General features: G+C 40.8%; 16 protein-coding genes and 1 pseudogene. All 17 read right to left on the bottom strand.

Annotation, left to right across the window (positions count from 1 at the left end):
• Positions 1-2: 2 nt before the first annotated feature.
• Positions 3-287, bottom strand: a complete 285-nt coding sequence (locus tag AB3K24_RS03795) for a DUF2577 family protein (RefSeq protein ID WP_367973877.1) — start codon at positions 285-287, stop codon at positions 3-5.
• Positions 287-1288, bottom strand: coding sequence for an XkdQ/YqbQ family protein (locus AB3K24_RS03790; protein WP_367973876.1), 1002 nt, complete (start codon positions 1286-1288; stop codon positions 287-289). Before AB3K24_RS03790 ends, AB3K24_RS03795 begins: the two co-directional genes overlap by 1 nt.
• Positions 1288-1986 carry a hypothetical protein gene (locus AB3K24_RS03785; protein ID WP_367973875.1) on the bottom strand — a complete coding sequence of 233 codons (699 nt, stop codon included), beginning with the start codon at positions 1984-1986 and terminating at the stop codon, positions 1288-1290. The genes AB3K24_RS03790 and AB3K24_RS03785 overlap by 1 nt, the downstream gene beginning before the upstream one ends.
• 11 nt (positions 1987-1997) lie before the next feature.
• The gene (locus tag AB3K24_RS03780; protein ID WP_367973874.1) at positions 1998-6944 is read right to left on the bottom strand and encodes a tape measure protein; all 4947 of its coding nucleotides are present in this window, start codon (positions 6942-6944) and stop codon (positions 1998-2000) included.
• 236 nt (positions 6945-7180) lie between these two features.
• A complete protein-coding gene (locus tag AB3K24_RS03775; RefSeq protein ID WP_367973873.1) occupies positions 7181-7594 on the bottom strand; it encodes a phage tail assembly chaperone in 414 nt (137 codons plus the stop codon).
• 51 nt (positions 7595-7645) lie between these two features.
• Positions 7646-8122 (bottom strand): phage tail tube protein, encoded by a 477-nt coding sequence (locus AB3K24_RS03770; RefSeq protein ID WP_367973872.1) that lies wholly within the window; start codon positions 8120-8122, stop codon positions 7646-7648.
• A 14-nt stretch (positions 8123-8136) separates the two neighbouring features.
• The gene (locus tag AB3K24_RS03765) at positions 8137-9501 is read right to left on the bottom strand and encodes a phage tail sheath family protein (RefSeq protein ID WP_367973871.1); all 1365 of its coding nucleotides are present in this window, start codon (positions 9499-9501) and stop codon (positions 8137-8139) included.
• 243 nt (positions 9502-9744) lie between these two features.
• Positions 9745-9849, bottom strand: a pseudogene (locus AB3K24_RS03760) (30S ribosomal protein S16); the annotation flags it as partial.
• On the bottom strand, positions 9836-10252 hold the full coding sequence (locus tag AB3K24_RS03755) for a phage tail terminator family protein (RefSeq protein WP_367973870.1): 417 nt from the start codon (positions 10250-10252) through the stop codon (positions 9836-9838). The gene AB3K24_RS03755 and the pseudogene AB3K24_RS03760, both read right to left, overlap by 14 nt.
• A gap of 3 nt (positions 10253-10255) precedes the next feature.
• Positions 10256-10684 (bottom strand): HK97 gp10 family phage protein, encoded by a 429-nt coding sequence (locus AB3K24_RS03750; protein ID WP_367973869.1) that lies wholly within the window; start codon positions 10682-10684, stop codon positions 10256-10258.
• Positions 10677-11060: a hypothetical protein gene (locus AB3K24_RS03745; RefSeq protein ID WP_367973868.1), complete on the bottom strand. Its 384-nt coding sequence runs from the start codon at positions 11058-11060 to the stop codon at positions 10677-10679. Before AB3K24_RS03745 ends, AB3K24_RS03750 begins: the two co-directional genes overlap by 8 nt.
• A gap of 1 nt (position 11061) precedes the next feature.
• Positions 11062-11460, bottom strand: a complete 399-nt coding sequence (locus AB3K24_RS03740; RefSeq protein WP_367973867.1) for a hypothetical protein — start codon at positions 11458-11460, stop codon at positions 11062-11064.
• A gap of 2 nt (positions 11461-11462) precedes the next feature.
• Entirely contained in the window at positions 11463-11717 is a 255-nt protein-coding gene (locus AB3K24_RS03735) for a HeH/LEM domain-containing protein (RefSeq protein ID WP_367973866.1), read from the bottom strand.
• Positions 11718-11732: 15 nt separating this feature from the next.
• Complete coding sequence (locus tag AB3K24_RS03730; protein ID WP_367973865.1) at positions 11733-12704, bottom strand: major capsid protein; 972 nt, start codon at positions 12702-12704, stop codon at positions 11733-11735.
• Positions 12705-12707: 3 nt separating this feature from the next.
• Positions 12708-13286: a phage scaffolding protein gene (locus AB3K24_RS03725; protein ID WP_367973864.1), complete on the bottom strand. Its 579-nt coding sequence runs from the start codon at positions 13284-13286 to the stop codon at positions 12708-12710.
• Positions 13287-13424: 138 nt separating this feature from the next.
• Positions 13425-13652 carry a hypothetical protein gene (locus tag AB3K24_RS03720; RefSeq protein ID WP_367973863.1) on the bottom strand — a complete coding sequence of 76 codons (228 nt, stop codon included), beginning with the start codon at positions 13650-13652 and terminating at the stop codon, positions 13425-13427.
• Positions 13636-14955 (bottom strand): minor capsid protein, encoded by a 1320-nt coding sequence (locus tag AB3K24_RS03715; RefSeq protein ID WP_367973862.1) that lies wholly within the window; start codon positions 14953-14955, stop codon positions 13636-13638. Before AB3K24_RS03715 ends, AB3K24_RS03720 begins: the two co-directional genes overlap by 17 nt.
• Positions 14956-14957: the final 2 nt, after the last annotated feature.

Here is a 14957-nt window from a genome sequence, read left to right as displayed (position 1 = left end):
TGTTAGCCTCCTATTTTATCTATCACAACGAACTGTTGCGCACCTACATGACTGTTTTTGTTACCGTGTCCACGTAAAATAACAACCCCATCACCACTTTTAAGCTTGGCTTTTATTGCAGTTTCCGTAACCGCTAAAAACGTGCGATCAAGCACAATTTCATTACTGATTTTTACTTTTAGAGGACTGCTAGATACAACTGTGCCAAACAATACATCAGCATAATCGCTATCAGTGCCACCCTGTGAGTTCATTCGATCAATAAACCACTCGATATTATTTGCCATTAGTCTATCTCCGCATCAATTGTCATTGTCCAGTCATGCTTGAAATTATGTGTCACCTTGGTTGCTAATACTTCACGCGTCCCAATACCAATATCACGCAAATCTTGGATTGAAATATAAAAACGCGTACCGGCTCGAATTGCTTCGTGACCGATCGCGTTGATTGTTAATGTAACTTTTTCTTTGTTGTACTGACGCAATAATTGGTTAGCTCTATCTTGCATTTGTGAGTCGTTAAGTTTGTCGTCTGCCTTTTCAACAACTTGTAACGTCCCATAACGTCTCTGGCTACTGTCTGAATTAGACGTTTTGGTTGTGTAAACAGTACGTTTTTGTTCATCTTCCGTTTCACGAATTAATTTCACAACGTTATAAAGTTCATCAATTGAGGAGCCAAATGTAAAGTCAATCAACAATGAACCGTCACCAATAATTGTGGTTGTTCGATCTGATATATACGCGCCATTGTTAGTCGCAACACGTATGAATTGAACCAAACCATAAACATCACGCATAGCGTAACGATTACCAGATTGTGCGTGTGTTGCTTCAAACGCAGACTTCAACATATCAAAATATGTTTTACCATCAGACACTTCTGCCGGTAAATTGGCGGTTGCCGTTGCTAGATTATCGTGTGGTGTAGACGTACGCGCCATAATTGAATTGAAACGTTGTAACGCATTACCAACTGGCCAAACAATTGTATCTTGGTTTTTAAAATAGCGCAGCCGATCATAGGCGACAACCTCAATTTTTTCATCACTCGTATAATTGATTGAAAATACATAACCAAAGAATGTGCGGTTATTATCCCACTTGAAACATACCGAATCGCCATTCGATGGGAAGAAACCCTCATTGACTTCTAATATCGTGAACACTAATTCTCCGGCCGCAAAGTCAATATCAGTCGTCCATTTAATATTTGTCACAATTTGTGATACGTCCCATGGTTGCGATAAGTCTCTTTTTCCTAGTCTAAATTCAGTTACTGCCATTATTTCAACCTCACTGACGATGCAGATACCCAACCACGCGCACCACCTCCGACAAGCGCCACATGATATGGTTTTGTTCTGCCATTAGCAATTAATGTTATCACGCGATCTGCGTTACGCTCAGTTAGTCCACCGCCAGTGCCGTAACTATCACGAAATAATCGACCATTAACAACCACTCGTGACCTAACACCAATTTTTGCCGGTGGTGCAGGTCGTGGCTTCGGTTTTGCTGGTGTCGTGTTATTTTTCTTGATAACTATTTTTTTTGCAGCATAATCACGCCATTCACGAAGTGTCAAGCTATAATAAAACTCATTAGCGTTACCTTCTTTCATGCCCCACTCGAATTTTGAAACAGTTACCCAGCCACTCATTTTCCGATCACCTGTGGCAACGTAACGGCCACGTTTTTTACTGCCTTGCCATTTTTCAATTAGACCAATGTAGTCACTACCACTTGACAATAATTTTGTTGCAGTTATCAAGTGGCTTGTTTTTACATCAACAGGAATAATACCTTCAATTGTATTCTCGTTTAATTTTTTACTGCCAATCTGGTCAATCTCGCCTAGTGCCACAATTGTATTTTGCGTCACGTCCATTACACGATTGACAACTATTTCAGTAGGCATGATTGGTAACTCAAACGTTTTATTATCTGGTGTGGTTAAATAAATACCGTAATGTTCTGCCATATTATCCCTCCTTAGAATGCTAGTCCTTTATCTGAATACTTACGCGCAGCTGCTGAAATCTTATTCAATAATTCTTCACCGCTTTCGTTTCTACTTGATTGCACAACAATCGAACCATTACCGAAATTAAAGTTATTAGTTTGATTACTGTTATTTGTTGTTGTATTTGAATTATCGCCATTCTTGCCAAGCATAGCACCCGAAGCCGTATTTTTGTCAAACTTACCAGCTAACTGCGGCACGTTTTCTGTGCTTGTATCACGACTTATTGTCTGCTGTGGTGCTACGCCGATGTTGCCGATGGCTGAAATGAAACTAAGAACGGCTTGTGTTGCAAGGTCAAAACCGGTTGCAATTGATTTGATAAGTCCTGTATCAAAACTTGCTGTGTAATTTGTCTTGTCATTCAATACGGCATTTTGTGACAAGTCTTTTGTTTGTGGCAACGATGACATATAGTTAATCGTTGCATTTTGGTCTTGCACATTACCTAATTGTTGAAGTTGGTTAATATACTTAACTTTTGATGTTTGATCACTAATTTTTGGCGTAGCTGGTACAGAGTTTGTGTATACAATATTTGCATTTTGGTCGTCAACTTGTGGTGCGTTAGGTAGAGCATTTATATAATTAATACCAGCACTTTGATTGTTGATGACCGGTTGTGACGGTGCAATAGTATTATAACCAACGGTCGCTATTTGATTAGCAAAATCTGGTGTTTTTGGCATAATATTTGAATATTGAACAGCTGCTGATTGGTTAGCGATATATGGTGTCATTGGTTCAACATTTTGGTAGTTAATCGATGATGTTTGATCACTAATTTGTGGCGCAGTTGGCACAGAATTTGTGTACGCAATTAATGCACTTTGATCACTTGCTTGCTGCACCTTATTATTAGCAGTGTTATTTAAAGTGTAACTTTGCTGAACATCTTTAAGAACTGGTGCTTCTGGCAATGTATAGTCCTGTGCTTGACCAGCTGCAATGTCTGGCATCGTATAACCTTGTGCTGACTTGACGGCATTCGTTGCCATGTCCGCGCTGGCATCACCAACTGCCGAAGTATTAGCAATAATACCAACCGCCATACCCAATGCCACATATTTACCAACTTGATCACGCATAACTCGCGACGGTGAGTGAATATTCAATAAACTCTTAGCGGCATTCACAGCAGATTTAGCCATACTTGCTGCCGCATCTGCTGCTGCACCAATAGCCCCTTTAATACCGTTGACAAAGCCCATAACAAAGTCACGGCCTGCACTAACTAATGAACCACTTGCGCTTCTTACAGCACTAATTGCTGCTTGAATGCCACCGCTCACTGTTGAAACAACATTGCTCATTGCGCTACTTACCGCAGAGACAATTTGTGAGAAAACAGATGAAATCGTTGAATAAAGCACCATAATACCAGACGCTAATACAACCAACGATGCACCGACTACTGCAATTCCTGACGCCAAAACAACCAAACCAGCCCCAGCCACAACTGCACCAGTACCAGCAATCACCATACCTGAGCCTGCAATTGTAGATGCTGCGCCTAATGTAATCATGCCTGCAGTTGCCATAATCGCACTTGCTGACAAGACAATTAAAGCAGCATCGACAATCATTGTTGCAGCTGAAATCATTGTCAATGTAACCATTAATGCCAGTGAAGCACTGGTAATTGTTAATAACCCAATACCAACCATTGTCAAACTAGCAATCATAGCCGCTAAACTCATGTTTGCCATCGTCGCTGCCGTTGATACCATCATCAAACTAACGTTCAACATCGTAACCATTAATGATGCCATTGTTGCTGAGGCACCGAACATTAAGAACCCAGCACTAGCAACCATAGCCAATGCTGAAATAATTCCCATTGTTGCGCCTGTCATTGTCATAACTGCCATAAAGGCGGTAAGCATTGCTGTAGCGCCAATTAATGAAGCAAGTGACATTAACACAGTTGCGGCAAACACGCCCATAGCGCCACCAGCGACTACTGCAGCAGTACCAATAAGTGGCAATGTTGTGCTTAATGCCTGAATTGCTGCCGTAAGTGGTGCCATCGAAGCATTGGCAACCATTGCTGCTGTTGCGAATAACATTGTGCCAGCACCCAATAATGTCATACCAGCGCCAGCCACTGTTAATCCAGGACCAGAAAGTGCAATAGCCCCCAAACCCTTAGCAACTGCTGCTAGAGTGAACCCTAAGTCAACAAGTGAAAGTCCGACTAACTGCGAAATACCATCAGCAAGTAACTGAAATCCTTTTCCAGCATTCAAGGCAGCCGTTCCGATACTATCGAATACTTTTGCGAGTGCGTTCAATACACCCTTCACTGCGCCACCAACAGAGGTAACGATTTGTGAGACGCCATCAGATATAGCTGTCACAACTTGACTAATTGAGTCGCCAATCGATGTGACTACTTGACTGATTGAGTCACCGGCTTGTTGAAATACATTAACTAATGTGTTTCCAATCGTGTCAACAATACCCATAATAGCGCCAGCAATCGTTGTCACTAGTCCGGCAACTGCGCCGATAATCATCGTAATTGCTGTGGCAACCGCCATGGCTGCCATTGAAAACGCCATACCAAGTGCCATAATGATTGGTGGCATCATAGCCAATCCAGGTGCTGCCATGCCAATTCCTGCCCCAATCATTAAAATAGTTGCACCAAACGCTAACATGGCCGGAATAGCAAGCGTTAATGCTGAACCAAACAATGCAAAGACGACAACTAAACCAGCGATAACTAGGCCAAATGTTGCCATATTAGCTGCTGCGTTGGCACCGGCATTTGCTATTGGTGCCATGGCCAAAGCCATTATGCTGATTGCAGCAGCAAATACGATGATCCCAGCCATGGAAGCTGTTAGTGCTGAGCCAAAAATAGAAAATACCATAGCTAAGCCAGCCACTACTAAACCAAACGCTGCTAAATTAACTGCAGCGTTTTGTCCTGCGTTGGCGATTGGTGCCATAGCTAGTGCCATAATACCCATGGCAGCGGCAAATACAATAATGCCTCCCATTGATGTTTGCAACTTTGACCCCAATAAAGCGAATGTACCTGCTAATCCAGCGACTACTGCACCGAATGTCGCTAAGTTCGCTGGTGCTTGCGCTCCTGCATTTGCAATGCCTTCTAGTGACTTTGCAAGTAATGCCAGACTACCAATTACTGCAGCAACACCGACAGCTTTAATTGCAAAGTTTAAACCACCAGCTAATTTACTTTTCAAACTGGTTACAGAACTAGCTGTCTTTGTTGCTTGATCTGCAACTTGTGTTAATCCAGAAGACTTAGCTTTTCCAAATGTTTTTAATAATCCAGAAACAGTCTTTAGTGGGTTTTGTAACTGTTGAAACTTTTTGTACAAAGCAAAGATAATCACACCGTATGCAGTACCCCATGCCATACCACTAGCCATGCCTTGATTTTTACTTATCCAATCAGATATTGCCCCAACTACTTTTCCTATTGATCCTGCTATTTGATTGACACCATTCCTGAACTTTTCAGATGTCGCATAGGCATAAACAAATGCTGCTGCCAGTCCAATAATGACACTGAGTATAGGATGTTTTGTAACGAATCCCATTGCTGAGCCTACGCCTGTAAAGGCACTTGATAATCCTTTAATAGAACTGGATATGCCACCAATAACACCATTTATAGCTTTCCAACCCAAGAATGCAGTTAGCGCAATTCCTGCAGCTGTTGCAATAGCTTTTATGATATTTGGATCCAAACGTTGGATAAACGTCGCCAAATTGTCAATTTGATTAGCCGCCCAAACAACTGCTGTACCGAGTAATTCAGCGGCGTTTTTAATTGTAAATAAGTTATTCCCATCCGTTGATTTTAGTGCTGACATAACTGAATCAATCGCACCACGAATTGCAAAAAAAACATCAATAACGGCAATTACAGCACCTGTACTTTTGAATGTCGTCCAAAAACTCGCTGCTTGCTTCCCGACGTTAGAGAAAAATCCAATAATTTTATCAGCTAAGGATGAAAAATCAATACTCCCAATCATGTCACTTATACCGCTGACTGCACTGATTCCAATTTTACTAATCTTATCAAATGCTGGTTGTAATGCATTTGTGAGTGTCTCTTTAAGCCCATCAACTGCTTGTCCAACCGTTTTGAATTGCGTAGCCATCTTCGTGAAGTTAGCATTTGTTCCGGTTTTTTGAATAGCATTAAAGAAATCTTGCGTTGCAACTTTACCACTTTGAATATTCTTAATTAAATCGCCTGTCGACATATTCATTGTCTTTGCCACAGCGGCCATACCTGCTGGTGATTGTTCTAACATCAATTTGAAATCTTCCCAAGCTACTTTTGGTTTTGCAGCCATCTGGGTTGCTTGTTGACTCAATGTTTTCATGGCTTGTGCTGGATCTTCAGACGCCGCAGCTAACCCACCAAAGCCCTTGACCAGTTCGCCAGTATTTTTTGTACCAACTGCCGCTAACTGTGAATAGGTCGAAGCCATGTCTGATGCTGAGTAAATGGTTTGTGTGGCATAGTCCTGCATACTCTTTTTAGCTGAAGCAATATCTGTCTTACTGTTACCTAATTGCTCCATATTGCCTTGAAAAGTCTGCCAGGTAGCACTTGATGCGCTTAGGTCACCTATCAAACCTGAAATGCCACTGCTTATTGCTGAAATACCCTTAACAATGCCTGCACCAATAATATTGGCCCCCAACATAGACTTAAACATGCCATTTGTCTTCTCAACTTGGTTACTTAAATCGTTTAGTTCTTGCCTTGGTTTTTGAAAATCCATACCTTTTGCCGCACTGGACATCGAACTTTTCAAACCAGAAGATACTTGAGCAGCTGATTTTATGCCACTAGCAAAATCTTTTAACGGGCCAGTAAAACGATCATATATTTGTAATGTTGCACCAATTGTTGCCATGTTCTGGCCCCCTTTACTTTATGTACCGTGAGAAAAAACCTCACGTTAATGCCGATGTCTAGCTTTACTTTCAGCTCGTTTACGTTCACGCTCTTCTTCCTTGATCTTAATGTCGATACCAGCAATTACAATTGCCTTCTCGCGTTTTTTTAAGCCCGCCCAATAATCAGGTTTCCAGTGGAAGTTGTGCATCGTATAAAAGTAATATTGAAAGTCTGCACCATCATCGGCATTTATTAGTTTTTTACTTCATCAACCAATTCATCCAAAGGTTCTTGGTCAAAGCCGCTCAAATCTTGAACTTCCTTAATCAAATCACCCCATTGTCCAGCCTTCAACATCTTACGAGCTGTCCCAGCTGCATTACCAATCGTGCCGTAGTGTTCTTGCAACCCGGCATTATTCAGGTCTGGCGTCACAACAGCTTCGGATACCAACGTATCAACTAGCTTATTTTGGTCAACTTCTTTAACCATTGCACCGTTTTGCTTAGTGCGACGTGTTGAACGTTTAGTAATGTTATCAAACTCATCAGCTGTCAATGAACGAATAACAAACGCCTCACCAAATTGCGGGAATTTGATTTCCTTCGTTTCTTCCAAAACTGATGTGTCTTGTAGCATAAATGCGCTTACTGATTTTTGTGTCATGTCTTTATCTCCTATGTTTGTAAGTGGTAATCATAAAAAAGTCACAAACGCTTATGAACGTCGTGGCCCACCAAATTTGTTTGTCAACTGATAACCGTCGAATGTGAAATCAGTCTCACCCATCATTACACCGTCATCTGATTGCAAATTGAACAATGGTACTGTGTCAATCATGAATCCAGTCAAAACAATCACTTGCTTGCCAACTGATGAATCCTTGTCTTCAACCGTTACAGTCAATGACATGCTTGGTAGAATGCCTGTGTTCTTATAGTTTTCAAGAACTTCTGATACCCAAATTGAGGATACAAGATAACCGTTGATTGTACCGGTACCTTCTGCTGATGTCACCTTTGATCCCTTGAATCGAGTACCTAAGCGCATGACATCTTCTTTGTTGAAGTCGACTTGTGCTGATACTTCTGTGGCTTCGATGAATGGATAGTTATTGCCATTAATGTTAATGACAACGGTTCCCTCTTTTGAATTGATTGCATCACGTTGATTTAATACTACTTGATCCGCCATTATCTATGACCTCCTTATTTTACGTAAACTGTCATGTACAACTTTTCCATTGCGTCAGTTGGTTGCACGTTGATTGTAGCAACAACACTGTCTTTGTTATTGCCTTCTGATACAACAATGTCATCAGTTGTGAAATTTTCAATCGCCCCTTGTGCTTGCAAACTTGCCAAGTACTCAGCGCGGTTAGCCTTGAACAAATCACGACCAGCTGCATCGTTGGTGACTTGTCCAATAAAGTTATCTTCCCATGTTTCGCGGGTGTTATTTGCGATGGCATCAAGCACACGCAAAACACGGTTTTTTGAAAATTCACTGCCCTTTGTCTTTGTAAATTGAGTCAAACTGTTGATATCAACTAATACACGAACCAAGTTACGCGAAGCATCAAAGACAAGTTGACCTGACTGGACAGCAGCAATTTGTGCTGATTCATTCAAACGTGGTTCTGTATCAACAGCTCCAAATACACGCTTATAAGTCAATGACTCATTTGGCGCTGCGGCAGCAGTTGTACCAGCAAACCAGCCAGCCATAATTGATGTGTTGTACACTGTACCATCTGCCAACATGACACCGTTACCAACTACAATAACGCCTTCATGGTTAGGACTAAACAATGAACTGTAAGGTACAACAGCTTGCACCTTGCGACCCTGCTCATCACGCAAACGAATTGCTGTTGATGCAATCAAAGTTTGAATTGATGCACCTGCCGCAGACATAGGTGCTGTAATCGTGTTGTATTCATACGTTTCAGCTGCAACAACGAAATCATCAAGGCTACTTGAAGCATCTGTTGTCCCGTTTTCCAATTTAATAGTGACGCCAGTAACCAATGATCCCAGCTTAGCTGCGCCATCGTCTGCTGTATCACTAGCGTTGACAGTTGGCACAACATACCCATTTGCTACCAATTCAGACGCCTTAGCAACTGTTTGTGAAGCAACGACTTCTGTGCCAAGAATTGTTTTGACGATAAAGCGAGCTAAGTTACTTGGGTCTGGTGTGATTGCTACGCTAATTGTGTTGCCAATCGTTCCAGGATGCTTAGCAGCAAATGACCAAGGCAACACGTTTGATGTCCCTGTAGCTACTGTACCCGAATTAAAATTAAACACATAAGCTGTACGTGCATTTTGTAAAATCATCTTCAAACCAAGCAATGCTTGATCATCAATTGATTTTCCGAATAATGCCAAAAAGTCTGTTGACAAATCAGCTTTAACAACACCACGTTGTCCCCAATTTAAGCCGCTAATTGATGTAAATACAACGCCTCGTAGATCGTCTGATGAAAGGGTTGCATTTTTGCTTGAATAAACATCAACGTATGCGCCTGGTAATGTCTTACTTTGTGAGTTCCAATTTCCACCTGCCATTATTTAATGACCTCCTTTTATTTAAAAAATTGTGCCAGAGTGCTTCCAGTCATCGACTGATTGAAGCGCTTCTTTGTACGTATAAGTACGGCCATTCTCCAATGCGATGAAGAAATAGTCGTGCATATAACCAGTTATCAATCCTAACAGCTCTGCTTTTGTATAGTAGGGTTCACGATGAACCGGTACCACTGGTTGCTGTTCTGGCTCTATTTCTGTTTCTGTGGTTGGTTCTGCCACAGGTATAAGTGCCAATAAATCAGTCTTTGTCGCTGATGAACTATATGCAATTTGATTTTCGTCTAAATATGCTTTAATTTCAGCTACTGTATTGTTATTGTCCATTTTTAAGTCCTCCTTTATAATCTATCGGTTGATTAAACAATTCTCCGTGGCCAAAGCGTACTCGCGCTCGAACATCGAACGTGTAATGCAGTATGTCATCGACTACGGATATATCTCGATTAATTAACGTTGCATAATTCGGCTCAATACTTGTCAAATTAGCCGTGAGCCATTCGGCCATGTTATCCATATCTTCACGAGGGCGATTAGGTTCTGGGAAGTAAGCTATATCAAACGAATACAATCGCATGTCACGACCGTTTGGTTCACCTTTAGAAGCTAAACCAATACGATTAAGCGCAAATGATGGCTCACTGAAAGCCGTTGGTATTTTCTCTCGATACACTGGTATATCTGGTAATTTATCATGTAAGGTTTTTATCAATAATGATGTGATGTCTTCCATAAATTACCCTCCTAAAATGTTGTCAATAGCTTTTATGAAACGCTTACCGACTAATTTATCCCAATTACGATCAACTTCTTGAATCGCATCACGCAACATGAACACGCCTGGCTGATAACCGACTGTTTTACCACCTCTAACTATGCGATGCCCATTTTCAACGAATGGCGCATATTCCGTGTCATTATAAATATCTACCATGAACGTGTTGCCAAAATATTTGGTACTACTCGCCTGCCAATTACGTCTCAGCGTACCACCACTTACTTTAGCAACAGGTGTTTTCTTCTTGACCTTATTAACCGCCATGCCAGCAGTTTTAGATAAAGCTACTTCGACTTCAGTCACAATTAGCTTTCCTCGAACCTTATTTTCAAATTCACTCACAAATGAATCAAAATCTTTTGTATCAAATTTACCAAAACTACCCATTGATTTTTACCGTTGCTTTCTCATCACGAACCATGGTTACTTCTTGATGACTAGCATATGCCGTATAACTCGCAGATGAACGTTTATAGCGTGTTGTATTCCCGTTTACATCAGTTACATCTAAAATAGCACCAGCAGGTATTTTGACGTCGTTATCAAGAAACAACTTGGCATCATAACTATCTGTTCCGAACGCGCCATCATCGCTCGCTTGTTGTTTGGCGAGTGAAATCTTACAAGCATAATTAGAAATAATAACCACATCTTGTATTTCAGTTGCACCATTGCGTTCAACTGGCTTGCCACCATAAATTGTGACACGATCATGATACAATCTAGACAATGCTTTACCCATTTTTTTAAATGGATCATTCATATCACCACCCCCGGATACGTCGATACGGTGTCAACAATACTTTAAAGCCATCATCAATAAATGACACGTGACTTAATGATAATAGTGCGTTTTTAGGACTACTGTAAGACACTTGTGTATCGCCTTCAGTAGTACCAGTCACAGTACCTTCATGGCGCTCTTGTTTATCCATAAATACATCAGCATCAGTAAACCAGCCTGATAATTGTAATAAAATTGCTGTATCAAGTTCTTCCGGCAAATCTGTTACAGGTCGGTTGAGGAAAGCTACTACATCATTAACTATTTTGTCAATCGCTGTTTTAATCAGCAAGTCATATACTTTTTGATCAACATCTTCTGGCTTAGGCTGTAATGTCTTAACATTATCTGTCAATTCATCTAGTCGTGGAAATACCATATTTAGTCCTCCAAAAGTTCCAATAAATCAGCCTTTGTTGCCTTTGTTGGGTATTCGATGTCTTTAGCATCCAAGAACGTCTTTATTTCGCCCACTGTGTTAGCTTCCGTGACCACTTCGACAGTTTCTGCAATGACCGACAAACTTGTTAGTTTTTCAATACGATCAATTGGTGCGTCTGCCGGATACTCAACACCTGGCTTGTAAACAATGTGTGTTAGTTCGTCACGAAAACTTTGTAATACTGTGTAAGCCATTTTAATACCTCCTAATTAAACAGTTGGTGTTAGCTTATGCTTCAAAGCAACGATACCAATGTTCTTTGTATCGTAAACAGCCTCCCAGTTGCCAACTGTTGCTAATTCAGCATTTGATGGTGTCACACCAGCGACTGACGCTGACTTAAACTTCACACCATATGGATGCATAGTGAACGCACGACGTGTGAATACACGATCATTTCCAGCGGCAGCATTACGATCTTTCTCAAACGTTGTTAATTCAGAAGGTGCAGCAGTGTTACGGCCAAATGAACCACCAGCGAGTAAGTAAGTTGTGTAGCTACCATCAATTGGTGACAACGCGTCATCCACAACAACACGATAACCAAGGTACGTTGGAATTTGAATTTGTGACTGCGAAGCTGGGATAAATTGGATCAAGTTTTGCTTTTGCAAATCTGTATAAACTGCTGAATGCATAACTAGCATTGACAACTTGTCTGAAGCATCCCCCAGTAATTGTTTTGTATCAAGAACCGCTGATGCATCAATTGCAGCTGATGTAGCATTCAAATGCTGATGATCAGCAGTCGTCAATGCACCATCAGTTGCTAACAACCCAGCCAATGTTGATGTCAAAACCTTTTGTTCTTGGCGCACCCAATAGGCACCAATCTTATTCATTAATGATCCCATTGGGTCTGCACCTGACAAGACAGCTGCTAGTTCATTAACTGACCAACCACGGCCACGGTACATGACGGCTGCAATATCTTGACCAGCTGTGATTTTCCCAGTTGATAATTCTTTTTCACCGTCTTCAAGTACTTCATCTTCGCCTGATAGGTCGTTCCAGAATGGCATGTTGACCAAAGTACCGCCTGCTGAAATATTAGCAGCAACACGTGCGTCAGCTACTGCAACCCCTGATTGAATAAATGCTGAATTTGCTGTTGAATATTGTTCCATATATTGATTGAACACTTCAGGCGTGATCGTATCAATAATTTGTGTGTTAGCCATTTGCTATTCTCCTTGTGATTGTTTCAGAAACTCTGTGAAATTGAAATCCTTTGATTTCATTGCTTCGGAAAGATTATTTGATTGCTTTGATATGCCACCGCCTGTTGGTTTATATCCCTGCTGTGTGCCACCATCAAACAAGTAACCTTTACTGTCTTGTAGCTGTGTAATTTGATCGTTAAGTCCTGACAATTCGCCATCATCGTTAAGTTTGATTTCTTCCATGTTTAGGAAGGCCTTCAAATCTTGTGGGTCACGTGCCTTTGTCTTAACTAAAGCTTCACTCAATGCACTATCAAGTTTAGTTGCTGCCAACTTGTCATTAAGTGTTTGCGTGTCAGTGTCATACTTATTTTGCAAATCTGATAACTTACCTGATAATTCTTCATTGTCGCCTGAGTTTTTCTTCAGGTCTTTGATATCTTTATCACGCTGTGCCATTTGTTCACTCAAAGTGTCACGTTCGGCAGTGATGGCATCTAATTTGGTGTTTTCATGCTTAATCAATTCACCTTTAAGCGCCATGACACCCTTGACTTGCTCGCCGTCAAGACCTAACTTCTTCAAATCTTCTGTGTTCATACGTTACCTCCCGCGGTTTTTACGGCAGTCCACCCTGCCATGAGTTTAGGTATGAAAAAAGAAAAGTTTAGCGACTTATTCGGGTCGTTTTTGGTCAAACAAAAAGCAACCACCTAAGTGCTTGCTCTAATTTATTTTTTACCATTTCTCTGATGTTGTCATTTTAGTAATTAAACCTGATATGACAGCGAGTTTTTTATTTTCAGATGTATCATTATTTTGCACTTCATCTGTTTCGATAGTAATCATTTTGTCAAAGGCTTTATCAAAATCGTCATCAGTCATTGTACTTTCAAATATCACATCAAAGTCACGCTTTAAAATAGCAATGTCAGCATGACTTAGAAAATCATTTATTTTTTGCATATTTTTTAGCATACCTTTCTTGTGTTTTGTAAGTTGTCACAACATTTCCGGTTTCAGGGTTAATAACAACTGTTGATTGTTTCCCTAAATATTTACGGCCCACTTTACCGCTATCGCTCAATTTATCTGGATAAACGTGTAATGGGTTAGTCAATGCCTGCTTAATACTAGAAACACTGACTTCTCGTTGTGCCATGCGCTCTGTGACATGTCGTGACACACCAGATATTTGAACACCATCTTTTGTTGCTACACCAATAATACCATTTTTTGATATGGCTTGCTGGTATGCAAACCACTCATCAAATGTTTGATTAGGGACCTGTCCACCTTTTCCTGTTTTAGGATCACGTGCCCAGCGAGTTGATTCTTCATCTTCAAGTTCTTCATACCATGGTGCTGTTGTGCAACGACAGTGCGCGTGTATGACTGGGTAATTGACACTCTCTTCTTTATCCTTGACGGCAAATACTTTACTATCCAATTTTCGACAAATGTCACATATTTTTGTCTCGAGCGTGGCTAAATATTCATACTTCTCAATACTTGATTGTCGGTAAGCTTCAAAAGTAGCGTCTTCAGTAACATGAGCCAATTCTGTGGTAATTAATCGATGAATTTGATACTTTTTAAAGTTTCTAAACGTTACTTGTGACTCGTTCACTAACCTTTTAGGATTGTAACCAAGCACAATGCCCCGACTGATAGATTTTTGTAACATATCAGGTAACACTTCAGTCATATTGCCCCACAAACGATTGCTGAAATCACTACCATGCCAAGGTTTACTAACCGCCCGTTGCAATGCTTGTGTATCAAATTGGGCGAAATCTGCGGAGAACTTGTTAGCGTGCTCCTGTACATTATAAATTGTACGATAGTAACTATCTTCATAAGTATTAGTTAACACACTCAACATTTTTACTTGTTCAGGTTTGGCATAACCGGCCAGCACATTCTTTAATTGTGCCTCTAGTGCTTGTAAACGACTGACACGGCTACGATAGTATTCTAGATTCAACTCATGATCATAACCGCCTGCACGTGCTTTACGTTCCCACTCATCTAATGTGTTTTGCCACTTGTGGTTCTCTGTCCCGCGAAGTAACTGGCGTGCTTCATCAGTGTTAACCGTGCCATCTTCATCAGCATATTTTGTAGCCCACTCATCAATAACACTTTCAATTTCAAGTGCTGCCTGAGCCAATCTTTTGGCCATATCAAATTCATAGGATTCAGATTGAACTAACGTATTATTTTTAATTTTTAAAGCACGTTGACGCCAGTAATCAGCACTCTTCATTT

It is taken from the genome of Leuconostoc aquikimchii (genome assembly GCF_040838325.1).
GTDB lineage: Bacteria > Bacillota > Bacilli > Lactobacillales > Lactobacillaceae > Leuconostoc > Leuconostoc aquikimchii.
This window is presented reverse-complemented; position numbering and strand designations above follow the sequence as displayed.

Bases quoted from the DNA above. Each gene is read 5' to 3' on its own strand.
- AB3K24_RS03795 (WP_367973877.1), bottom strand. From the start codon at position 287: ATGGCAAATAATATCGAGTGGTTTATTGATCGAATGAACTCACAGGGT.
- AB3K24_RS03790 (WP_367973876.1), bottom strand. From the start codon at position 1,288: ATGGCAGTAACTGAATTTAGACTAGGAAAAAGAGACTTATCGCAACCA.
- AB3K24_RS03785 (WP_367973875.1), bottom strand. From the start codon at position 1,986: ATGGCAGAACATTACGGTATTTATTTAACCACACCAGATAATAAAACG.
- AB3K24_RS03780 (WP_367973874.1), bottom strand. From the start codon at position 6,944: ATGGCAACAATTGGTGCAACATTACAAATATATGATCGTTTTACTGGC.
- AB3K24_RS03775 (WP_367973873.1), bottom strand. From the start codon at position 7,594: ATGACACAAAAATCAGTAAGCGCATTTATGCTACAAGACACATCAGTT.
- AB3K24_RS03770 (WP_367973872.1), bottom strand. From the start codon at position 8,122: ATGGCGGATCAAGTAGTATTAAATCAACGTGATGCAATCAATTCAAAA.
- AB3K24_RS03765 (WP_367973871.1), bottom strand. From the start codon at position 9,501: ATGGCAGGTGGAAATTGGAACTCACAAAGTAAGACATTACCAGGCGCA.
- AB3K24_RS03755 (WP_367973870.1), bottom strand. From the start codon at position 10,252: ATGGAAGACATCACATCATTATTGATAAAAACCTTACATGATAAATTA.
- AB3K24_RS03750 (WP_367973869.1), bottom strand. From the start codon at position 10,684: ATGGGTAGTTTTGGTAAATTTGATACAAAAGATTTTGATTCATTTGTG.
- AB3K24_RS03745 (WP_367973868.1), bottom strand. From the start codon at position 11,060: ATGAATGATCCATTTAAAAAAATGGGTAAAGCATTGTCTAGATTGTAT.
- AB3K24_RS03740 (WP_367973867.1), bottom strand. From the start codon at position 11,460: ATGGTATTTCCACGACTAGATGAATTGACAGATAATGTTAAGACATTA.
- AB3K24_RS03735 (WP_367973866.1), bottom strand. From the start codon at position 11,717: ATGGCTTACACAGTATTACAAAGTTTTCGTGACGAACTAACACACATT.
- AB3K24_RS03730 (WP_367973865.1), bottom strand. From the start codon at position 12,704: ATGGCTAACACACAAATTATTGATACGATCACGCCTGAAGTGTTCAAT.
- AB3K24_RS03725 (WP_367973864.1), bottom strand. From the start codon at position 13,286: ATGAACACAGAAGATTTGAAGAAGTTAGGTCTTGACGGCGAGCAAGTC.
- AB3K24_RS03720 (WP_367973863.1), bottom strand. From the start codon at position 13,652: ATGCAAAAAATAAATGATTTTCTAAGTCATGCTGACATTGCTATTTTA.
- AB3K24_RS03715 (WP_367973862.1), bottom strand. From the start codon at position 14,955: ATGAAGAGTGCTGATTACTGGCGTCAACGTGCTTTAAAAATTAAAAAT.